The organism is Pinibacter soli (genome assembly GCF_029961145.1).
Taxonomy (GTDB): domain Bacteria; phylum Bacteroidota; class Bacteroidia; order Chitinophagales; family Chitinophagaceae; genus Pinibacter; species Pinibacter soli.
Genome location: NZ_JASBRG010000007.1, coordinates 1,058,796 through 1,081,675 on the forward strand (window position 1 = coordinate 1,058,796; position 22,880 = coordinate 1,081,675).

Sequence of the window (22,880 nt, forward strand, 5' to 3'; positions counted from 1 at the left end):
ATTTAAAATGTAATATTCAAACCACCAACAAATGAGCGACTTTTAGGATATGCAGAGTAATCTACTCCAGGCGTTAACGGAGTTGATCTTCTTGTATCAACTTCAGGATCAAAGCCGGAATACTTCGTAAAATTGTAGAGATTATATCCGGTTACATACACTCTTATGCTTTGAAATTTTGCACGACGCAATGCAGCTTTAGGAAGTGAGTATCCTATTGTAGCTGTATTCAGGCGCAAGAAGGAACCATCTTCAACTGCCCATGAATGAAATACGCCACTGGTCATCATTGGGTGCCAGATAGTAGCATTCTTATTTATTTCCTGTAGTCTCGCAGGATCTGCGTCCTTGCCGGAGTAAACATTGTAACCTGTTTCCGGATCAATCGTAGTAAACCTGTGAGCAAGATCCATGTCTGTAGTAAGATTTTGATATTTGCGTGTTAGCAAATAAGAAGTAAAATCTATTTTGTTGGCATTGTATATATCGTTGCCATATGACCAATTGAAAAATGCAGAGAAATCAAAGTTTTTGTATTGACCGGTAAGATTAAAACCACCAGTATGTGTCGGCAATGCGTGCCCGATAACTGTTTTATCTTTTTCGTCAATTACACCATCGTCATTCAAATCCCTTAACTTAAGAGTGCCGGGGCCAAAATATCCATTAGAAGTAGTGATTAGGGAGTTATCGCTGGCAACACCTTTATTGATCACCCAGTTTTTCTTGCTACCATCAAATGTAAAGTCATCGAAAGTGTACATTCCCTCAGTTATGTATCCGTACATTTCACCAATTGGCTGTCCCTCTTTGACAATGTAATCCTCAAGTGGTGAGGCAGTACCATTCCATCCCGAATTGTAGGTTTTGAAGTTAACATTGCCATTTGGAAATCTATCCACTTTGTTTTTGTTGAAACTAATATTGAAACCTGCATTCAAAGAAAAGTCTTTGGTGCTTACGATCTGGCCATTTAATGTCAGCTCAATACCTCTGTTGGAGGTTTGACCGACGTTCTTGATCTGGTACAAATACCCTGAATTTTCTGCTATCGGAGACTGTACGAGCAGATCATGTGTAGTGTTCCAGTAAAAATCCAGTGTACCGGATAATTTGTTATTAAGCACACCAAAGTCCAATCCAACATTTCGTGTGAGCGTAGTTTCCCACTTCAAATCAGGGTTATAAAGAATTGTTGAGGGAATGACTCCCGTACCAGGTGTTTCGTTAGGCATATAGTACTTATCGCCACCTTCAGCAATAAGCGTTTGTTTATATAAATTGTCAGGAATTCTGTTATTACCGGCTGTACCTACGCTTGCTCTGACTTTTAAACTATTTAGCCATTTTGATTCCGGCTCCATGAATTTCTCGTCAGATACTCTCCATGCAAGCGCCAGTGAAGGAAAAAAGCCCCACCTGTTACCACCGGCAAATTTGCTGGAACCATCTTCACGAAATGTTACAGTGGCAAGGTACCGGCCCAGATATGAATAGTTGGCGCGGCCGAAAAATGAACTCATCCTATTGGGAATGTCATCATAAGTCTTAGTTGGAATGGCAGTTCCAAACTGCATATTGGCCAACACCATATCAGCACTCCAATCTTTCGGGAAGAAGCGTGATTCGTTTGTTACACTCCTGGTAGCTGATAATGTAGTTATCTCTTGCCCCAACACTACATTTAACGTATGTCCACTTTTTAACTTAGGATCAATAGTTAAAGTATTCGAGTTTATCCATGTGTAGCCAGAAGAATTTGCAATTCTTCCAATAGGTTGACCACCCAGCGTTTTCGCATCAGGAGTTGCAGGGCCCCAAACATTATTGACTTTCTGATTCTGAAATTCATAACCAAGTAATGTTTTAAATGTCAGCCCCTTGATAATCTTCCAACTCAAACTTGAGTTAAAATTACTAGCAAACTGATATTGCTTTTTATACTCGTCATTTGCTGATTCTACAGGATTGTACAGCAGACTCAATGATTCAGGACTATTCATATCATCATCATCGCTAACACCGGCAAAACCCTTTAAGCCTTTCGTCGGCGCATATTTTACTGAATTTCTCAGACGTGTATTTGCACCACTGCCGGTGTTAACTCCTGCTCCGGTAATGACGGTGTAGTTGGTTCTGTTTATGAAGTCAAATGTTAACTTGTCAGAAATATCGCTTTGAAGTTTGAAGCTAAGATTATTGCGCTCATACCCTGAACCAATCATTATGCTTTTTTCATCATTGCGGGTCAGACCAACATTGTATTTTGTTGACTTGGTACCACCTGTAACTCCCACATTGTAATATTGCTGAAAACCAGTTCTTCCAAAAACTTCTTTTTGGAAGTCTGTACCGCTTTGAGATTTATAAATATCCAAATCGCTGAACGCGCCGTAATTATTTGTAAACGTTGTTGGCGTTGTAGTGGTTGAGTAAGTAGGATCCAATTCATATTGATACCTTACGTACTCATAAGGGCTGAGCACATTTAACTCTTTTGTAAGTTTTTTCACGCCCCAGTAAGCATTAGCGCTAACAGTTGTTTTACCGGCTTTCGCATCTTTTGTTGTGATCAGCACTACACCGTTCGCACCTCTCGCACCATAGATTGCAGTTGATGCCGCATCTTTCAGAATTGTCATCGACTGAATATCCGATGGCGATATGTTGTTGATGCTATTCACGGGAAATCCATCAACAACGTATAGCGGAGAGTTATCCTGGGAAACAGAACCACCGCCACGAACGCGTATTTTGATGTCCGCATCCGGAGAACCTTCTGTAGTGGTAACCTGAACGCCTGCCATCTTACCGGTCATGGCCTCTGCAATATTGGTAACAGGTGCTTTTAAAAGTTCCTTTCCGGTGATCGCAGATACAGAACCGGTGAGGTCTTTTTTCTTTGCCGTACCATATCCAATTACCACTACCTCATCCATATTGGAAACCTCTTTTTCCAATACTACGTTTGCGGGAACGCCCACTTTAACGGAATTAGTAGCAGATTTAAATCCTTTACTTGAAACATTGATGCTATACGTTTTAGAGGCATCTTTGACAGGAATAACAAACGTGCCGTCTTCTCCCGAAGAAACGCCTGTTTGGGTTTTGTCAATAAAGATGCTGGCCCCTTGAACAGGCTTTCCGTCAACATCAACAATTCTGCCTTTGAGCTGAGTAGATTGACCAACTGCAACAGCAGTAATTGACAATAGTAATAGTAGAGAAAATAGTAGTCGCTTCATACGGCTTGGTATTAGTAATTAAACTTGATGAATGCTGGTAAAAGGCAACAATGGAGGTGACTCAGGTCATAAAAAACGGATCAGGCGATCGATTTTTTATTTTAAAAGTGTAGTATTAAAAACCTGAACAATCTTACCGACATATTCTTTCAAAAAAAAAAATTGCAACCTCTTTTTTTACGCAATCGTTCTCTTTTTTTTTAATCCTGAGCAAGGTCAATATGGGCGATGCATCTACGTCATAATAGCGGAAAACATTACACAGGACGTAATAAATTTGACTTTTTTTGAAATCGATTGTCAATAAAATTCCGTAATGGTATAAATAAAAAAAAGCCTGACAAATTAAGCCGACGAAGCAACGAAGCCGTCGGAAATAATTTGTCAAGCCCCTTTAAACAAGTACAGTGTTAGTAAAACGATCTGCTAAATCACTTTACTGCACATTGATATTTTTTGAACTTACTGTTTTAAAAACGGGATTGGCATCGGTGATGATCTTCACATTTTTCAGACTGATATTACTTGCATCTTTCGATACAAAACCATCTTTGGCCGAAATAACAACGTTTTTGAATTCGAGGTTGTGGACAGGCATTTCTGGTAGTCCTGTAATGCTGAATGCAGTTTCAGCTTTATTGCAAACGACATTGCTTATGTAAAAATTACAAAATTCCGGCACCTTATCGGTTGCAACATTCTTCACTTTTTCTTTGTCCTGCCCTGCTCCCACATTGTCATAATAGGTATCAAATAAGATCGCTTCATCCTGAATGTCGTGCATAAAAATATTGTCGATATAAATGTCACGCACCAGTCCACCGCGACCGGCATTGCTTTTCACACGGATGCCAATGTCTGTTCCAATAAAATTACAGTTACTCACAAATACGTTTTTCATTCCTCCATCTGTGTTACTTCCAATTACAAAACCACCGTGCGCATGATACACAATGCAATCAGCTATCACAACGTTTTGCAATTGTGCCTCACCATTTTTTCCTCCGCTCGATTTCATGCAAATGCCGTCATCGCCTGCATTGACAGTGCATTTGTATATCACTACATTCTTACTTGCGCTTATATCAATGCCGTCACCGTTTTGCGCCCACCATTCATTATTCACCTGGATGTTGCGAATAGTAAGGTTTACACAGTTTTGTGGATTCAATACAAAGTTTGGAGAGTTCTTAAAAGTTGGCCCGTCGATCAACACGTTTTTGCTACCGGTTATAACAACGAGCTTTGGACGCAGGAAATCCTTTGCCGGCAAATAGTCTGCTTCAGTTGCATCTTTCTTTCCTTTCAATGTTTTCAGATATTCCTCTCCATTCATGGCTTCTTTGCTTGGCCACCAAACACTGCCGTCTTTACTTACAACGCCGGTTTTGTTCCATTGTTTCCATTGCGCTTCCGTGGCTTTTGATTTTTTCAGTGGTCTCCATGATTCACCGGAACCGTCGAAAATACCTTCGCCCGTAATGGCAACATTTTCCAGGTTAGCGCCATACACAGGCGGTTGCACCATGTAGCCACTGCCCGACTTTATCATCGGAAACAAATTTCTGTCGGGTGTAAATAATACAATGGCACCGCGCATTACATGAAGATCAACATTGCTCTTTAACTGAATTGGCGCGGTGAGCCAAACACCAGGCGGTATAATAACACGACCGCCACCCGCTTGCGAACAAGCCGTTATCACTTTATCGAAAGCTTGTGTATTCAGCGAGTGTCCGTCATTTACACCGCCGTAGTCAACAATATTAAACGTCTTAGAAGGAAATGAAGGAATGACCGTTTGCGGCATAGCGAATGGCGCATTTTTCACATACCACGTCATGTCTTTATCCTGTGCGAAAGCGGACATACACAGCGACATTGCACCAAGAACAATTGTAAGCCTTAAAAATTTCATATCAAGCTTAAATTTAATTGCGACAAATATCTGTAGAAAAATTCTGAAGCGGCAAAGGAAAAAACACAATCCTTTGCAAAAATGTAATATTGAAGCACCGTTTTTTTCATCTTTTCAACAAATCCCTCACTTGAAAAAATGGAAACTATTTTTTGGGTGATCAACTGAAGAGGCTTGATTTTACTGGCATTGCGACGCTCCATTCAGCGGTAGTAATTCTTTTCATCTTTTTTAAAAACGCCGGTACTGCAATAACACGCAATCGTTGGCGTAGTTTTTGGTGCCCAACGCATAATACCAAATGCAGAACGCCCAATGCACTATGCAATAACCTAAGGCTATGCAAACTGCATTGGGCGTAAGAAACTCTCAGTTATTCAGTTACTCAGTTATTGAGTTATTCAGTTATTAACCGCTGCAACCAGCTCATTCAAATACACTTCCAAATTTGTGTATTGCTTATCAACCGTATAAGCTGCGGCATCACTTGCATTGGCAGGATTTAAGCCGTGGGCGGTTTCCCATTCGTCTGGCATGCCGTCTTTATCGGAGTCTGCTGGAGCAGGAAGTGAACGTAATTCTGGCCAGCCGCCAACATCAGCAGGAGAATCAATAATGCCGTTTCTGTTTTTTCCGGTGATTGCTTTGCCGGTTCTCGCCTGCTCTATAACGCGTTGATCTGCGGCATCACGGAACTTGTTTGCTCCTGCATATTTCAGTACTGCAGTGTAGGCATCCTTTGCTGAAGTGTATTGTATTTTTTCTACTTCAAAAGGAGCAAAGGCCTTAGCGGAATCCGGGTCAGCCGTTTGTACGCCGCCGTTCCAGTTGTCAATAGAAACAGAAGAATTTCCTTCAACCACATTGCCGAAAACATAGAACTTACCAAGTGGGCTCCACGGTTCAACAATTCTATCAGCGGTCTTTCTCTTTGTTGCAGGGCCAGGTTTGTAATAATTGCAAACCATATTATACGAACCTTTTTCGCCGCCGTACGTACTGTTTTCTCCCCAGTTAAAAATTACGTTGTTCCGGAAATCAACAAGTTCATCTGGTTGATTGGGTGTTGTGGCCGAACCACTGAAACGTGGGTTGCGGCTTTTATGATCTGCCAATAAATTGTGATGAAATGTTGCGCTTTCTCCACCCCATATGCCGCCATAGCCATGCTCGCCTTTGGAGTGTACAGAATTGTTCAGGCTTTCGGCAACGATGCACCATTGCATGGTGAAGTTTCTGTTGTGATAAAACGAAGCTGTTTCATCAACCGACCAGCTTGCAGAGCAATGGTCAATGATGATGTTGCTACGCTGCCTTGTGCCGCCCATCGCATCGTCTTCCTGATGCTTTTCTGCACCAAGTCGTGACCGCATGTAACGAACGATTACGTTATCGGCTTCTATAACGAAAGTATAATTTTTAAGACAGATGCCATCGCCCGGCGCAGATTGTCCGGCAATGGTTACATCGCCATTTTTGACGTCGAGTTTTGACGCAAGTTCGATTGTGCCGGAGACTGCAAACACAATCATGCGCGGCCCTTTTGCTTCGACTGCCTCACGCAAACTGCCGGGGCCTGCATCGTTGAGATTGGTAACGATCCACACCTTGCCGCCACGACCACCTGTCGTGTATTTGCCAAAGCCCTCCGCTCCCGGAAATGCAATTGCTCTGCCTGTTGTTGAAACTGCTGCCTGTTGAGCTGTACATGCAACGGCCGTTAAAACGGCCGAGGCAAGCAGCAGCATCATTTGTTTACGGATCATCCCTAAATGTTTTTATAAACCTACAAAAAAGTAAGTAGAGGGCATTAGGATATAGGGGTTAAGGGGTTAAAACTTAATAACTGAGTAACTGAATAATTGAATACTGAATGTTTACGCTCAATCATTCCCTCAGTTGAAAAACTTCGTCAATGTCGTATATCAAGCGCCGCACAGAAATACAACTGTACAAGTGTGCGACGCAACCAAAGCTCAATTCTTATTCTATCGCCTGGCTCAAAAAAATGAGTTTCCAATTCCTAATTCCTGACTAATGGTACCATCTTGGGTCACCGTTGTTCGGAACACTTGCTGGCAACGCAAAGTTTGTTGTTGATGTTGTCCATGGCAATGTAACAGTTGTTGGCGCAGTGCCCGGCCAAATAATGGCAGTGCCGCCAGATGCAGCAGTCATACAATTATAGACAAAATTATTCGTCAGTGTATAAACGTTGCTGGCATAGCCAACAAACGCATTCGCGTTTACAGTTGTTGCAGCCAAAGCATCCGGCGTGTTAGCCATTATAGAGTTTGTCAAAAAGAAATTTACCTGGTTGGCTACATCTGTATTGCCATCAAACACAGCGGCTTTAGCCTGCTGGCCAAAACTGTTGAAAGTGCACTGATCAATTTTAACCACCGGTATAGTAACCGATGTACCTGAACGTGCATTCATCTTGGCAGTGTAGCCTATAATGCCACGGGCAATATTATAAAGAGTTGATTTGGTAATAATCACACTGTCGAACTGCAATTTATCGCACATGATACCACCATAGTTTTGAGAACCGGTAACGCCCACGTTCGCAACACAATTGTTGATTTTAATGTTCCCAATCTTGTGATCGTTAGCGGCTGTACCGTAGCTTCCTCTCAAAAAGGTTGTTGCACCGCTCTTCAAATTAATAATACAGTTGTCAGCTGTGAACTGTTTGAAAGTCGTGGCATCACCTGTATTAACCTGCCCATTCAATACAACAAAATAAGATGCTCCAACCCAACCGTTGTTAGTAGTACCGTCAAACGTAACACCGGAGATGGTTAAACCGGCTCCATTCCCTTTCAGAATAATTTCTTTTGTGTTAACGATGAGCGTTTTTGTAGGATCGCCTGTAACAGAGGCAATCGTGATATTCTTTAGAAGAAGGGTCGGGTTCAAACCACCGCAATCGTAAGTACCATCGGTCAAACCAAGTACAGCACCATCAAGTGCTCCGTTAATTTCTGTAATCAGGTTCGCAGTTGGATCAATAATCTTGGTGAACATACCTGCATCTTTTGTTGTAAAGGTCATTGTTCCCTTGCTAGTCGCTCCTTTGAATAACTCAGCAGTGTAAGTAGTGTTTGGCGTTAATTTTTTCAACAGTAAAGTATCTGCAGAGATGAGAGAATCAGCGGACGCACCGTTAACGGTGATAGTCACTTTTGTTAACCCATCCTGGTGTCTCCAACGCAGTATAGCTGTATAATATTGAATATCTCCGGCTAAAGGCGCAATGAAAAGATTCTCTCCGAGAATTGAAAATTTATTCCCTTTTAACCACTGTGAATCTCCTGCACCATTTACACCACGCACTTTCACCTGGGCATAGTAATCCTTCTTCACGAGCAGATCTGCATCTGTGTATTTTTTGCTAAGAGCTGTTGTTGTATCAGTGCGAACAATATTGGTAAAAGCCGCGTCCGTTGCTATTTGCAGGACGTAGTAAATTTTGTTTGCTGCAGTATCATTGTACAATGAAGTTCCCCATGACAACGTAGCCGAAGTGGCATCCGTGGTGGCTTTCAATGCGGAGTTAGGCATGAACATGCGTGAAAATGAGGGGTCCTGAAAACCACCGGTCTTATCGCACGATGCCAGGCTTACAACAGCAAAAGCTATTATAGTGATATATAGAAGGTTAAATATTCTTTGTTTCATGTTTCAGTTTTTTGTTAGGAAAAAACAGTTGTTTGCTAATAGTTGTGAGAAATACTGACTGTTCAAAATTGGGCGTCAACAATTCTCAACTTTCAACTTTCAATTTTTCCTACTGTCCATAATACGGGTTTTGTACCAGATTAAAATTCGTATTGATCGCTGTATTCGGGAACGGCAGCAATTCGCTGAAATTCGATTTGAAATAATACGCATATCCCTGGTTCGCATCATTCAGGTATGTTGCCACTTTGATCTGTTTTCTCCAGTTGTATGCAGTATAACCTGTTGGAGCAGTGGTGACAGGGGATGGCGTAAAATATACTTTAGCAACAGGACCAGTGCCGCCTACCGCATCTGTCGCAAGAATAAGCGATGACATTTCCTGAGGAATAGCTGCATTAAGGAACGCATTTGTTTTTGCATATATCACCATTGGAACATTTGAATAGCGGCCGGCGCCTGTTCCGGTTGTATCTGCAAATTGTGTCAACTTCGCTCTAGTCTCGTTGATCTTGGTTCCAATCAGGTTCCATCTTATCAGGTCATATTTGCGAATACCTTCTCCACCAAATTCCAGCAAGCGCTCTTGTACTAGTGCATTGAAAAATCCATCGTGGCTGGTTGGCATTGCAGGCTCACGATCGAGATAACCCGCATAGGCCCTGTCTCTTACTCTCTTCAATGCATTTTGAGCAGCAGAAGATGGAGCACCGTTTATTTCATTGTCTGCTTCTGCATACATCAGCAATACGTCTGCAAAGCGCACCAACGGCCATTGAATTTCCATATATTGAGCTGTGCTGTTGTTGGTCCAGTTTCTTCTGAACTTACCGTCTGCCATCGCATCAGCAGCCTGCAAAGTCTTTTGATCTTTGTTGTCTATTTGAATATAAGCCAGTGTTACATCGCGACGAGCATCACCAATTGAATCGAATTCATAAAAATAAGTTGGAATGGCAGTGATACCGCCTCCACCTGTACCATACGTTGTACTGGCAGATTTGATGCCATTGTAATAACCGAGTTTGGTATCTGTATTTGCCAAACCGCCGGCAGTAGAAGCGCCTACTACCCACATCATTTCATTTGCATTATCTGCAACATAACTGTTGGAAGATGTATGCAATGATTTGAACAGGTTCTCATAGCTTGCGTTCAAACCGTTTTCGTTTTTCTGGATAATGTCCTTGCACTCATCCATTGCGATCTGGTAATAGGTTTTATAATCGCTTCTGCGTTCCATTTGTTTTGAATCGCCACGCAATGAAAATCCTCCGCGATACAACGCGATTCTTGCACGCATCGCCTTCACCACGGCTTTCGAAATTTTCGTAGCCGGATCGCCGGTTTCTGAACGCCATGGAACTAAGTCTTCCGCAGTTTTAAGATCATTCAACACGTGATCGTATAATGAATCCCTGCTGATATTTGGAATGTACAAATTAGTAACATCTGAAGAAGGAATAAGCGAAACCGGTGCATCTCCCCAGTTTCTCAAAACTTCGAGAATGAACATTGAACGCAGTGTCAAAGCTTCACCATACATTTTCTTCATGCTGGTTTGCTGTGTCGCATTTCCTTTTGTATAGAGATCTGATTTCGGAATGTACTTGATGCAAATGTTTGCTCTTTCTATTCCTGCAAACAAATTATTGAACGGGTTAGCAAGTTCTGTATTCGCCGGGTTCACGCAAAACATGCTGAAGTCGCGACGACCGCCATCCTTGGAACCTGAGGTTTTAAAGTCGTCAGCCGACTGTGCAAAATACAGGCTCAAACGTATGCCATAAGCCTGGTCACCGGTCAACTGATTATAAACACCGTTGATAGCTGATTGCGTATTGGTGACACTACTGAACACAGCATCTGTTGACATACTGGAAAGAAGATCCGTATCAAGATATTTCTTGCAGGATGGTAGTACCAATGCGCCCAAGGCGATCATTGATAGTGGTAATATTTTGATGATATTAAGTTTCATTACAATTTTCTTTAGCTGTTAAAAAGTTACGCTCAAACCTCCGAGATAAAATCTGCTGCGTGGATATGTTGCATAGTCCACACCCGGTGTTTCCGGAGTTGCTCTCCTTGTGCTGGCTTCGGGGTCGAATCCTGAATAGTTGGTAAACGTGTACAGATTATTTACTGTAGCATAAATTCTCACTTTCGAAATGAATTTAGTCTTAGCCAACAAGTTTGCAGGAAGTGTGTAACCCAATGTGACGTTGTTGATACGAAGGAAAGAACCGTCTTCTATGCCGTAAGAATGCAGGAAATAGTTACCCCTTGAAGGTGTCCATATTTTTGCATTTTGATTCATCGCATCCAATTGTTTGAAATCGGTTACTTTGTTTCCGGCTTCATCGTATATTCTGTAGCGATCCTTTACAACGTTCAACAGGTTATTATCTGTGTATTGATATGTCGTTGTAAATTCCAGTTTGTTTGCGTTATACTCTTTGTTACCATACACGAAGTTCATGAAAATGCTCAGGTCAAATCCTTTGTAGGTAAACTGGTTATTGAAACCGCCGGTAAATATTGGTTGCGCATTGCCTAATACTTGTTCATCTTCATCTCTTCTAACCACACTGTCTCCGCCTAAGTTTTTCAGCTTCAACATCCCTGGTTCAATGTTTTTACCACCCAAAGCAACCTCTTTATCATCTGCTACTCCTTGCTTTAAAATAAATGTTTTTTTAGCAGCGTCATAGCCGGAGAAATCGTTAGTAGTGTAATATCCGTCTGTTACATATCCATAAAACTGACCTACAGGTTTACCTAACTGAACATAAAAATCATACATCTGATTTACCCAACCGGACTGAACCTGGTAAGATTGTCTTGGGTGTCCTGTAGGATCAATGCCGAGATCAATAACTTTGTTCCAGTTGCGGGCGATGTTGAAATTCGCCGTCCACGTGAAATCTCTCTTGTTGATGATCTGTCCGCTAAGTTGCAGCTCTATACCTTTATTTTGAATTTTACCTGCGTTCTGAAGCTGTTTTGTATAGCCGCTTGTTGGCGGAACATCTGCCAATAGTAGCAGGTCGTTTGTCTGATTCGTATAACCATCAATTGAGGCAGTCAACCTGTTATGCATGAACGCGAAGTCCAGACCAAGGTTTCTCGAAACCGTTGTTTCCCATTTCAGGTTGCTGTTTGCAAGGCTTCCGGAAGTTAATCCCGGACTTGTTGCACCTACACTATAACCATATCCCTCAGTCAAAGAGTTTCCAAATGTTTGCCTCCACCAATTATCTGAAATTCTATTGTTACCGGCCGTTCCGTAGCTTGCACGCACTTTGATGTCACTTACGACATTACCCCCGCCAATTACACCCTGCATGAATTTCTCCTGTGATAAGCGCCATGCAACAGATGCAGAAGGGAAATAACCCCAGCGGTGTCCGTCAGCAAATTTTGAAGAGCCATCAGCACGCATTGATACTGTCGCTATGTATTTGCCATCATAAGAATAATTAGCACGACCAAAGAAAGACAGCAATTGAGCCTGCGTTTGGAAAGACGTTGGAGTAGGCTGAACGCTTGCCGCTGTAGGAGGCTGCGAAGATTGAAACTGTGCGAACACCTGGTCTGCCTTCATTTCTGCAGGATACCAATAATTGGTTGCGCTGAAAGAATTGTACTTAACCTGGTAGGTTTCCTCACCCAGCAATACGTTCAGGCTATGTTTGTTTTTGAATGTATTGGTATAAGCCAAAGTGTTGGAATTGTTCAGCGAAGTTGAGTACGAAGTTCCCATTGTAGCAGCCGGCATGTTTCCATACTGTCTCGCGATGTACGTTGATACGCCGGAGTACAAATTAGTAGCACTATCCGCACGTGTGGCACCAATTGTCGTTTTGAAAGTAAGATTTTTTACTATCTGCCAGCTTGCATAACCGTCCACAACGATAGTGTTTTGTTTCTGGTGTCTTACGTCGTCGTTTACAAACACAATCGGGTTAACAATAGCAGAACTGTTATATGTTGTCGGATCGAGCACGACATCCGGATCAAAAGTTGTTTCTGACTGATACGGTTGGTATTTCACTATGTTTCTCAACTTGTTATTTCCCTGGCTGCCCGTATTGGAAGTACCGCCACCATCTACTTGTTGTGAACTGTAGCGGATATTGAAACCCATTTTTATCTTGTCGGACAATGCATTGTCAAGTCTGAAGGAAGCCATGTTACGCTTAAAGCCCGAACCCAGCATGATCGCGTCTTCTCTGTTATTGTTCAGCGTCAGGGAGTAAGTAGTTCCTTTAACACCTCCCGTTACGTTGATCGTATTGTTTTGCGCCATTGCATTGCGGCCGAACACCTGGTCCTGCCAGTTTACCATTGGCATTTGGTGGTAAAGGTCCATGTCTGCAAACTGGCCGTATTTAGTGGCGAACTTCGTTGAATCAGAAGTTCCGTTATACATGGTTTTGTATAATTCGGATTGATAGTTTACGAAATCGTAAGGATTCATAACATCCAATGTGTTGGCGATGTTTCTTACACCGAACGTACCATCGTATATCACTTTTGCCTTTCCTACTTTACCACTCTTGGTAGTGATCAACACCACACCGTTTGCACCGCGGGCACCGTAAATAGCAGTTGCAGACGCATCTTTCAAAACGTCCACGCTTGCAATTTCAGATGGCGCGAGTAATGAAAGGGCATTTTCTACCTGAATTCCGTCCACAATGTAAAGCGGTGAGTTGTCCTGTGTAAGTGATCCGCCTCCGCGTACGCGAATAAGGATAGTCGCACCTGGCTGACCTTCGGTTGTAGTTACCTGTACGCCTGCCAAACGGCCGGTTACAGCTTCCGCAGCTGTACTTACAGGCACATCTCTCAGGTCCTTGGATGTAACAGACGAAACGGAAGAAGTCAGGTCCCTCCTTTTCATGGTTTGGTAACCAACGACAACCACTTCATCCATGTTGGAAATTTCTTTCTCCATGGTGATGCTGGCAATTACGCCAGGCTTTGCTGCGGTCCTGATTGTTTTAAAACCTTTACTGGTGATGGTGAGATTAACTACCTGTGAGGCATCCTTAACAGGGATCGAGAAAGATCCATCGTCTGTGGTTGATACTCCTTTGTTGGACTTGTCGATAACAACGCTGGCTCCGCGAACCGGCGCGCCGTCGCCGTCCACCACTTTTCCTTTGATCTGGGTGGTTTGCGCCGTTGCCACGATCGTAATCAATAACGACACGAATAGGCTAAGTAATGATCGTTTCATATAGCAGTGTGATTGAGTAAATGGGTTACTGGGCGTATACGAAGGACCTCCTGACAGGAATAATTAGAACAAAATGAGATGATTTTTTCACTCTTGGCAATGCGATCGTTCAAATACTTGACAATCATACCACGATCCTGCGGATTAGAAAAATTTTAAGAATTCTTTATTTACGCAATCGATGCCAATACACTTAATATTATGTGGGTTGATTAGCGGGTAAAAAAATATTTCTTTTACAAAAATACCGGCAATAAATAGTTTGGGATGTGCGGTGAAAGGTGTACGAAATTCAGTTTACAGATCGCTCTGAAGGCGTTTGTACGCAATACGTCGTACTTTGTACATTCGACGCCTCATCTACAACATCTTACACCTTTACAAAAACACTCATGCTCCTCGGGCCATGGGCACCAATGACAAGGGATTGTTCAATATCTGCGGTTTTGGACGGGCCGGCGATGAAACTGCCGTAGCCATATTCTTCCAAAGTGGCGATTTTTTGATAGGCTTCGTGCATGGTAGGGAAAATTATTCCGTCGGTTATTACAACTGCCAGGTGTTCGCAGATGAAAGGCAATACGCGAGGCTGCACTTCTTTTTCAGTGATCCAAACGGCGCCGTTTTCGGCTACTGCAAATTTTGCTTTGATGATGGCGAGGTCAACATTTTTCAGATTGTGTATTTCAGGATCTGAAATGACTGTTTCGAAGTTCCCGATGGACAAATTGTCAACGAGGTTGATGATGCGCTTTGCCTCTGGAAACTGAGCAGCAATGGTAGCAGCGATTTCATTTTCATCTTTCACAAAATATATCCTGCCGCCGATGGCTGTAAGCACCGCGGCGTATTTGTTTTGCAAATTTTCCTCAGCACCTTTAAACCCAGAAATATCCGCCAATGCCGTTCTTTCGGGCTGGTTTGCTGCGATGGCTGATAATATTTTGTCTCTGCTGTTCATTTTTTTAAATGTTCGTCGTTTCGTGCATTCTTGAATTCCGTTGGCTGCGTAGGGGCGAATGCGATTCGCCCCTACGCGTGCGACATTCAATCCCGTTGTTGCCCTATTAATTTTTAATTATTAATTATTAATTGTTCTTCTTGTACCACTCTCTAAAAGATTCCTTCGGTGCCTCGGGCATTTCACGCTCCTTGTACCAGGGATTCAATTTATTGCTTACCAAAAATGGCATATGCTTCAACACAAATCTGCCTGATTTTCCTGCAGCGTTGTATAATGTTGGTGATGACAATGTTTGGGCCATCAACTTCATGCTGATCGTTTTTGCCGCAGGCGTATATCCCTCTTTCACCAATTCCTGTCTCCACTTGTACAGCTGATCGTGAATGTCAATTTTAACCGGGCAAACATTGGAACAAGAGCCACACAGCGTAGACGCAAATGGAAGGTCCTTGTACTTTTTCATGTCAAGATTCGGTGCCAAAATAGAACCGATAGGACCCGCAACTGCAGTATGGTAACTGTGGCCGCCACTTCTTCTATAAACGGGACAAGTATTCATACACGCACCACAGCGAATGCATTTCAACGAATTGCGGAACTCTTTCCTGCCAAGCTGTACGCTTCTTCCATTGTCAACAAGAATAATGTGAATGGGCGTTTCTTTACGTGGCTTTTTGAAATGACTGCTATAGGTTGTAATCGGCTGCCCCGTTGCACTGCGTGTAAGCAGGCGCAGAAAAACACCAAGATGTTTTCTTTCCGGAATTAGTTTTTCAATGCCCATGCTTGCGATGTGTACATCAGCAAGATGTGCGCCCATGTCGGCATTGCCTTCATTTGTACAAACAACGAATTCGCCGGTTTCTGCTACCGCAAAATTAACGCCAGTTAGCGCCGCTCTTCTTGTGAGAAACACATCACGCAAATGTTGTCGCGCCGCTTCTGTTAAGATTTGCGGATCAGCAACGTTTGCCGGTGTGCCCAAATATTTATGAAACAGGTCGCCAATTTCTTCTTTCTTTTTATGAATGCAAGGCAACACGATGTGGCTTGGTGGCTCTTTTGCCAACTGCACAATACGTTCACCAAGATCGGAGTCAATCACTTCAATGCCGTGCTCCGCAAGGTATTCATTTAATCCGCATTCCTCAGTGAGCATCGATTTGCTTTTCACCATCCTGTCAACTTTATGTTCCGTCAACAAGCGATGTACTATTTCGTTATGCTCTTTTGCATCAGCTGCCCAATGCACATGCACTCCGTTGGCAGTAGCATTTTTTTCAAACTGCAACAGATAGTCGTGCAGGTTAGACAGCACGTTGAATTTTATTTGCGAAGCTGCCTCTCTCAATGCTTCCCACTCGGGCAACTGGTGTACATTTTTGTCGCGCTTCTGGCGTATCCACCAAAGCGTTTCGTCGTGCCAGTTGACACGCTGTTCATCTTTATTAAACTCCGCCGCCAATGCAGCGTGATCTTTTGTAGACTCGTGCATTTTACTGTGCGTTTAATATTTCTGCGATGTGAATTACTTTTACTTTGCTGCCCGCACGATTCAGTATGCCTTCCATATGCATGAGACAAGACATGTCAACGCCGGTAATGTATTCTGCACCATGGTGCAGATGATCCGCTACTCTGTCCTTTCCCATTTTCGCCGAGACAGCTTCTTCTGTTACACAAAATGTTCCGCCGAAACCACAGCATTCGTCTACTCTCCCAAGATCTATCAAATCAATATCCTTCACCATTTTCAACAATGAGCCCGGTTTGGAAAAAGGTTCCGCTACCAATTCGCTCATTTGCGCAAGCTTTAAACCTCTTTGTCCGTGGCAACTCTGGTGCATGCCTACCCTATGCGGAAAACGTGCATTCAGTTCTTTTACCTGCAAAATATCTGTGAGGAAAGATGTGAGTTCGTACACCTTATGTCGCAAAACCGTTGCGGCTTCTTCATTTGCGGGATCGTGCAAATGCTCGCGAACATGCAATACGCAACTGCCCGAAGGTGCGACTATATAATCGAATGGTTCAAAATTTTTAATGAAGAGTTCGTTGCAACCTTTGGTCAAATGCTCGTAACCTGAGTTTGCCATCGGCTGGCCACAACAGGTTTGACTCAACGGATATGTTACTTCAACACCGAATTTTTCAAGCAACTGCAGCGTAGCTATGGCTGCGTTAGGATAGAATTGATCTACATAACAGGGAATAAACAAACCTACTTTCATACTATGGACGGATGCGCGGACGCATAATATTTCAATTCAATAATGTCGTTGGGCAATGCTTTGGTGTTCCACTTTGTATGAATGGAAAGCGCCGTACCCACCGCCGTTGCCTGCGCCATAGAGGCTGCAAACACTTCTAGCCCGGGGAAATAAGCTGCCAGCAAATTCATATAAATAGCATTTTTACTAAAGCCTCCGTCAACAAAAATACGTTTCACCGAATCATTTAACACGAGGCGGGTAATTAAATACTGTTGTTCGATAATATCGAGCAATAACTGGTGATAAGCTTCTACATCATTGGCGAAGCTACTTAAGTTTCTTTGTGCAAAAATAGACTCATGTAATTTGCCTGCCTCCACTTGTTTTTTTGAAAGCTGATCTTTCTTTTTTAGTGAAGCAATGATGTCGGCATCGTAAGGAACGCTCCTGTACTTGGCCGTGTGTGTATTAAAATGATCGGCAATTCTTTTTACCTGTTGCTCATGTTCGTAACCTGCAAACAGTCTTGAAGCCTTCACCGGTTTGCCCTGGTATGTCATGTAGCACAGGCAATCCAGCTCCAATTCCCCGCTCGTCAAAGGCTCGTCGTTAAAGGGATTCATGCTGATGCACCATGTGCCGGTTGATATTAGAATAAAGGGCTCATGAAAACTCACGAGGTAAGGAATCAACGCAGCAGAGCTGTCATGCAAGCCTACGCCTACCGAGTATGTATTGCCGGGAAATGTTGAAGGAACGACAACGTCCGATGAAATGAGCGGAGCTAATTTATCAATCAGTCCTTCGCGTTTCACCCATTCGTGATAGTCATTTTTTTCAAAGTTCCATAGCGCTGTATGGCAACCAATACTCGTAATATCAGTGTGTGCTATGCCTGAGATCAAATAACTCATGTATTGCGGTAAATGCAGCGCATACTTCATTTGTGCGAATATCTCCGGCTTCTCCTGCTTGATGCGATACAATTGCATACCGCTGTTCAAACTGCCTAAAACCGGCGATGCCGTTTCCAGCGAAAATTTCTTTTCGCCGCCATATTTTTCATAAAACGGTTCGCTGAGTGATTCGGGATATTTTTTCAGGTAATTGTACAAAGGCGTTAACGGCTGGCCGTCCTCATCGATGTACACAAAGCTCGCACCGTAAGTGGAGAAGTTGATTGCTTTAATATCAAACTCTTTCTTTCCAAACACTTCTCTCAATGAATCAAACACGCTCAGGCGAAGACTTTCCAGGTTTTCGCAAATATCGCCGTCTTCGTCCGTCGTCTCGGTAAACTTCGCCGATTTTTCAAACACAATATTGTATTGCTCATCAAAAAGGAAAAGCTTCTTGTTTGTTTTACCGACGTCGAATATGGCAATGACAGAGGACATTTATGTTGTGAGTTTTGAATGTGAACCGTAGAGACAAGGCACTGCCTTGTCTTTTCTTGCATCATCGGGGTGCATCGCACGATCGGGGTGCATCAGGAGACAAGGCAGTGCCTTGTCTCTACCGGAACCCGCACCAATAGTTTATAATTTACAGGCCGGTCGACACAGCTTTCTGGCCGCGGCTTTTAATCAATTGTTCTCTTACTTTTTCGCTGCGGTACACAGACAATGGGTTCAACGCTCCACCGGAACGCAATCTCGCTTCTGCTACCAGCGGACGTACATCCGTGCGATAAGCACCTTGCAATATTTCCTGTGCTTTTACAATATCGTTATCCGCTTGCGCTTGTTGTAATGCTTTGGTATCAACCAGCAAAGCCTGTGCATAAGCAATCTTGATCGCCTCTACAGACTGCAAAAGATCTTCCAACGGATCTTTGATGTTGTGCGAAGCATCGATCATCCAACCTAAACCGGTTGCGTGATTCATGCCTCTTGCATCCATACCTTCTACCAGTTCATTAAAGATGAGGAACAACTGGTAAGGATTAATGCTGCCTACCGTTAAATCATCATCTCCATATTTTGAATCGTTGAAATGGAAACCACCGAGCTTGCCTTCGCCCAGCAACAGCGCAACAATCTGCTCGATGTTGGCATTTGGCAAATGGTGTCCCAAGTCAACCAATGTGTATGCTTTGTCGCCCAGTTTGTTTGCATACAAAAATGATTGGCCCCAATCTCCTACTGTCATTGAGTAGAAGTTTGGCTCAAACGCTTTGTACTCTACAAACATTTTCCAGTTATCGGGCAATGCTTTATAGATTTCCTGCAAGCCTTCCAATGTGTGTTGGTGTGCCTTGCGGAAATTTAGCTGACCAGGAAAAGAAGAACCATCAGCCAACCAAACAGTTAATGAATCAGAACCCAATTCAATACCATGTCTGATCACTTCGATGTTATGGTCAATAGCTTGCTGACGCACGGCTTTATCCACGTGCTGCAACGAACCGAATTTATAGCTGTGCTCCTGTCCCGGCTGATCCTGGAATGTGTTAGAATTCATGGCATCGAAACGCAAACCATTTTGCGCAGCCAATGCTTTTATGTTGGCGTAGTTCTCAGGAATGTCCCATGGAATATGTAATGAAATAGCACCGCTCGATTGGTTAAGCGCATGCAACAAACCAATGTCTTCTATTTTTTCCTCGAGGTTGCGAGGCTCACCACCACCAGAAAAACGGCCAAAACGTGTACCGCCTGTACCCAGCGCCCAGCTTGGAATTGCCACCTGGAAGTCTTTCAACTTTTGCAACATTTCTTCTACGTTGCTCACTCCTTCTGAAACAAAGCCAAACGCTCTTTTGTGTGCGGCAATTTGCTTATCGTTGTTATCTGCTATTTTATATTTTTCAATTTGCATGGCAAGAGAAAATTTGAAATTTGAAAATTTGAAAATTTGAAAATTCGTGAATGGTCAACCGCAATTTAACACAATCAACCTACGCCGAATAAAGAACTAAAAGTACAAGTGTGCGACGCAAGAAAAGCCCTGTAGTAGCACTGTCGTTTGGTCCCCAAAAAAACTCTTAGATCTATCGTGAATCATGAATTTGTTTCGAACTGCCTCTATTAATTCTTAATTATTAATTATTAATTCACATAAGACGCATTTTCATGCGTCTCTACTTGAGGTAAAACATTTCCTTCAACCCCACACTCACCGGTGAATTATCTGGATTCGACTCCATGATATCACCCATATACTTCCACCATTTCTGCATTACAGGATGTTCCGGCAACTTGTCAAGCAGGGTTTCGTCTTCAACGTCCATAACGCCAAATAGAGCATTCGTCTCTTCATCAAGGAAGATTGAATACTCGTGAATGCCTGTTTCCTTTAACAATTGTTCAAGCTCGGGCCAGAGCTCATCGTGGCGCTTTTTGTATTCACTCACGAAACCATCGAACAATTGCATTTTGAACGCACGTTTCTTCATGCCTGTAATTTAGAAAAAAAGGTTGATGACCGCATGGGCCACCAACCTACCCAACATTTACTATATGAACCGAAAAAACAAACGCTTTTTATCGTACGAATGCTGTAGCAACGCCACCGTCTACATTCAGTACATTGCCTGTTGATTTATTGAGCAATCCGCCCACAAATACGAAACACGCATTTGCTATGTCTTCAGGCAGAATGATCTCATTCAACAAAGTTCTTTTTGCATAGTAAGCAGGAAGCTCTTCCACCTTTACGCCGTATGCTTTCGCTCTTCCTTCTGCCCATGCACCTTCCCATATTTTACTGTCGGAAATAACTGCATCGGGGTTTACAACGTTCACACGAATTCTGTCTTTACCCAATTCAGCTGCGTTCAATCTGCTAAGATGCATTTGAGCCGCTTTTGCAGAACCGTAGCCTGCATTGTTCGGGCCGCTCATCAAAGCATTTTTACTAACGATGTTCAATACATCACCACCAATATCTTGTTTGCGCATAGTGTTAACGCCAGCCTGTGTTACGAGGAACTGACCTTTCACCAATACATCATATAACAGATCCCAATCTTTTTCTGTATGCTCTTCCAATGGTTTTGAGATAGACAAACCTGCACAGTTCACAACGATGTCAACACCACCGAAAGCCAATGCTGCAGCATCATACGCAGCGTTGATATCTTTGCTGCTTGTTACATCCAGCACTACGCCGGTGAAAACATCCTTACCATATTTTTTCTGGAAGAACTCTTTCGCTGTTTCCAGTCTTGACGCGTCGTTATCGTTGATCACTACACAAGCACCTTCATCAGCAAATTTCTGTGCGATTGCTTTACCTATCCCACCAGCACTTCCGGTAATCAATGCGATCCTGCCAGATAATGCTTTTGGTTTTGGCATACGCTGCAATTTCGCTTCTTCCAACAACCAGTATTCAATATTGAAAGCTTCTTGTCTTGGTAAAGAAGTATATTCTGAAATAGCTTCTGCACCGCGCATTACATTGATCGCGTTGATGTAAAACTCAGCCGCTACTCTTGCAGTTTGTTTATCTTTTGAGAAAGTAAACATACCCACACCAGGGTACAGAATTACCACAGGGTTTGCATCACGTATTGCAGGGCTGTTCGGATGTTTACAAGAGTTGTAATACTCTGTATACATTTTGCGATAGGCTTCAAATTGCGGAGCCAGTTTTTCTTTGATAGCCTGTACGTCAGACAAGTCTTCGCCTGGTGTCAATGACAATACCAACGGACTGATCTTTGTGCGCAGGAAGTGGTCAGGACAGCTTGTGCCCATTGGAGCAAGTCTGTCAAGATCTTTAGAGTTGATGAATTGCAAAACTTTTTCATCATCGGTAAAGTGACCCACCATTTTGAGGCTGCTTGAGCAGAACCCACGCAACACAGGAGCCAATGCAGACGCTTGTTTTACTCTCTCTTCTTTTGGTAAAGAAGAAATTTTAGCTCCACCAAATGCCTGTTTATTTTTTGATTGTTCTTCTATAAAAGCAGAACATTGCTCAATTACTTCGAGTGTGTTGATATAGCTTTCGTAAGCTGTGTCGCCCCATGTAAATAAACCATGTGAACCCAGCATTATTCCGCGGATACCAGGATTTTCATCCAGGCACTGGCGCAATTTCAAACCAAGATCAAATCCGGGACGCTGCCATTCTACCCAACCGATCGTGCCGCCAAACAATTCCTGAGTGATGCGTTTGCCGTCTTTCGCTGCAGCAATCGCAATAGCTGCATCAGGATGTAAGTGATCAATATGTTTGAATGGTAAAAATCCATGCAAAGGCGTATCGATAGAAGGTGCTTTTGAATTCAAATCGAATATGGAGTGATTGAATAATTCAACCATTTCATCTTCATGCTCAATACCGCGATACACTGACTTCAGTCTGCGTAAACGGTCAACATACAAAGCAGCCAGACCGCTTCTTTTCAACGTGCCCAAATCACCACCCGAACCTTTCACCCACATTACTTCCGTTTCTTCACCCGTCAATGGATCTTTTGAAAAAACTTTACAGGATGTATTACCTCCGCCATAATTCGTCAGGCGCAAATCTGCCCCCAACAAATTAGACCTGTAAATAAGCAGACCCACTTCGTCACCAGCAAGTGCTGCTGCTTTTTCTTCATCCCATAAATAGCTCACATGTTTGAATGTTGTTGTAACCGACATATTCATTA

Annotated in this window: 13 protein-coding genes; all 13 read right to left on the reverse strand. The window is 43.0% G+C overall.

The window, feature by feature from the left end; all coding sequences use genetic code 11:
- Positions 1–2 precede the first annotated feature (2 nt).
- The 13 genes from QJ048_RS15120 to QJ048_RS15180 all read right to left on the reverse strand — a co-directional run bounded on the left by QJ048_RS15120 (position 3) and on the right by QJ048_RS15180 (position 22,872).
- Complete coding sequence (locus tag QJ048_RS15120) at positions 3–3,245, reverse strand: SusC/RagA family TonB-linked outer membrane protein (RefSeq protein WP_282335228.1); 3,243 nt, start codon at positions 3,243–3,245, stop codon at positions 3–5.
- Between the two features lie 436 nt (positions 3,246–3,681).
- Entirely contained in the window at positions 3,682–5,163 is a 1,482-nt protein-coding gene (locus QJ048_RS15125) for a glycoside hydrolase family 28 protein (RefSeq protein WP_282335230.1), read from the reverse strand.
- A gap of 401 nt (positions 5,164–5,564) precedes the next feature.
- Positions 5,565–6,929 (reverse strand): pectate lyase family protein, encoded by a 1,365-nt coding sequence (locus QJ048_RS15130; protein WP_282335231.1) that lies wholly within the window; start codon positions 6,927–6,929, stop codon positions 5,565–5,567.
- A 268-nt stretch (positions 6,930–7,197) separates the two neighbouring features.
- Complete coding sequence (locus QJ048_RS15135; protein WP_282335232.1) at positions 7,198–8,847, reverse strand: hypothetical protein; 1,650 nt, start codon at positions 8,845–8,847, stop codon at positions 7,198–7,200.
- A gap of 109 nt (positions 8,848–8,956) precedes the next feature.
- Positions 8,957–10,828: a RagB/SusD family nutrient uptake outer membrane protein gene (locus tag QJ048_RS15140; protein ID WP_282335233.1), complete on the reverse strand. Its 1,872-nt coding sequence runs from the start codon at positions 10,826–10,828 to the stop codon at positions 8,957–8,959.
- Between the two features lie 18 nt (positions 10,829–10,846).
- The gene (locus QJ048_RS15145) at positions 10,847–14,095 is read right to left on the reverse strand and encodes a SusC/RagA family TonB-linked outer membrane protein (protein WP_282335234.1); all 3,249 of its coding nucleotides are present in this window, start codon (positions 14,093–14,095) and stop codon (positions 10,847–10,849) included.
- Positions 14,096–14,465: 370 nt separating this feature from the next.
- On the reverse strand, positions 14,466–15,056 hold the full coding sequence (locus tag QJ048_RS15150) for a LutC/YkgG family protein (RefSeq protein ID WP_282335235.1): 591 nt from the start codon (positions 15,054–15,056) through the stop codon (positions 14,466–14,468).
- A gap of 127 nt (positions 15,057–15,183) precedes the next feature.
- Positions 15,184–16,554: a lactate utilization protein B gene (locus tag QJ048_RS15155; RefSeq protein WP_282335236.1), complete on the reverse strand. Its 1,371-nt coding sequence runs from the start codon at positions 16,552–16,554 to the stop codon at positions 15,184–15,186.
- Position 16,555: 1 nt separating this feature from the next.
- Complete coding sequence (locus QJ048_RS15160) at positions 16,556–17,290, reverse strand: (Fe-S)-binding protein (RefSeq protein ID WP_282335237.1); 735 nt, start codon at positions 17,288–17,290, stop codon at positions 16,556–16,558.
- Entirely contained in the window at positions 17,287–18,669 is a 1,383-nt protein-coding gene (locus QJ048_RS15165; protein ID WP_282335238.1) for an FGGY-family carbohydrate kinase, read from the reverse strand. The genes QJ048_RS15160 and QJ048_RS15165 overlap by 4 nt, the downstream gene beginning before the upstream one ends.
- 148 nt (positions 18,670–18,817) lie before the next feature.
- A complete protein-coding gene (locus QJ048_RS15170; protein ID WP_282335239.1) occupies positions 18,818–20,092 on the reverse strand; it encodes a sugar isomerase in 1,275 nt (424 codons plus the stop codon).
- 262 nt (positions 20,093–20,354) lie between these two features.
- A complete protein-coding gene (rhaM, locus tag QJ048_RS15175; RefSeq protein ID WP_282335240.1) occupies positions 20,355–20,669 on the reverse strand; it encodes an L-rhamnose mutarotase in 315 nt (104 codons plus the stop codon).
- An 88-nt stretch (positions 20,670–20,757) separates the two neighbouring features.
- On the reverse strand, positions 20,758–22,872 hold the full coding sequence (locus QJ048_RS15180; protein ID WP_282335241.1) for a bifunctional aldolase/short-chain dehydrogenase: 2,115 nt from the start codon (positions 22,870–22,872) through the stop codon (positions 20,758–20,760).
- Between the last annotated feature and the right edge of the window lie 8 nt (positions 22,873–22,880).

What these genes read in the sequence shown, in the direction of transcription:
- QJ048_RS15160 (WP_282335237.1), bottom strand. Translation starts at nt 17,290, where the DNA reads ATGAAAGTAGGTTTGTTTATTCCCTGTTATGTAGATCAATTCTATCCT.
- QJ048_RS15150 (WP_282335235.1), bottom strand. Translation starts at nt 15,056, where the DNA reads ATGAACAGCAGAGACAAAATATTATCAGCCATCGCAGCAAACCAGCCC.
- QJ048_RS15180 (WP_282335241.1), bottom strand. Translation starts at nt 22,872, where the DNA reads ATGTCGGTTACAACAACATTCAAACATGTGAGCTATTTATGGGATGAA.
- rhaM (WP_282335240.1), bottom strand. Translation starts at nt 20,669, where the DNA reads ATGAAGAAACGTGCGTTCAAAATGCAATTGTTCGATGGTTTCGTGAGT.
- QJ048_RS15135 (WP_282335232.1), bottom strand. Translation starts at nt 8,847, where the DNA reads ATGAAACAAAGAATATTTAACCTTCTATATATCACTATAATAGCTTTT.
- QJ048_RS15120 (WP_282335228.1), bottom strand. Translation starts at nt 3,245, where the DNA reads ATGAAGCGACTACTATTTTCTCTACTATTACTATTGTCAATTACTGCT.
- QJ048_RS15140 (WP_282335233.1), bottom strand. Translation starts at nt 10,828, where the DNA reads ATGAAACTTAATATCATCAAAATATTACCACTATCAATGATCGCCTTG.
- QJ048_RS15130 (WP_282335231.1), bottom strand. Translation starts at nt 6,929, where the DNA reads ATGATCCGTAAACAAATGATGCTGCTGCTTGCCTCGGCCGTTTTAACG.
- QJ048_RS15145 (WP_282335234.1), bottom strand. Translation starts at nt 14,095, where the DNA reads ATGAAACGATCATTACTTAGCCTATTCGTGTCGTTATTGATTACGATC.
- QJ048_RS15170 (WP_282335239.1), bottom strand. Translation starts at nt 20,092, where the DNA reads ATGCAAATTGAAAAATATAAAATAGCAGATAACAACGATAAGCAAATT.
- QJ048_RS15165 (WP_282335238.1), bottom strand. Translation starts at nt 18,669, where the DNA reads ATGTCCTCTGTCATTGCCATATTCGACGTCGGTAAAACAAACAAGAAG.
- QJ048_RS15155 (WP_282335236.1), bottom strand. Translation starts at nt 16,554, where the DNA reads ATGCACGAGTCTACAAAAGATCACGCTGCATTGGCGGCGGAGTTTAAT.
- QJ048_RS15125 (WP_282335230.1), bottom strand. Translation starts at nt 5,163, where the DNA reads ATGAAATTTTTAAGGCTTACAATTGTTCTTGGTGCAATGTCGCTGTGT.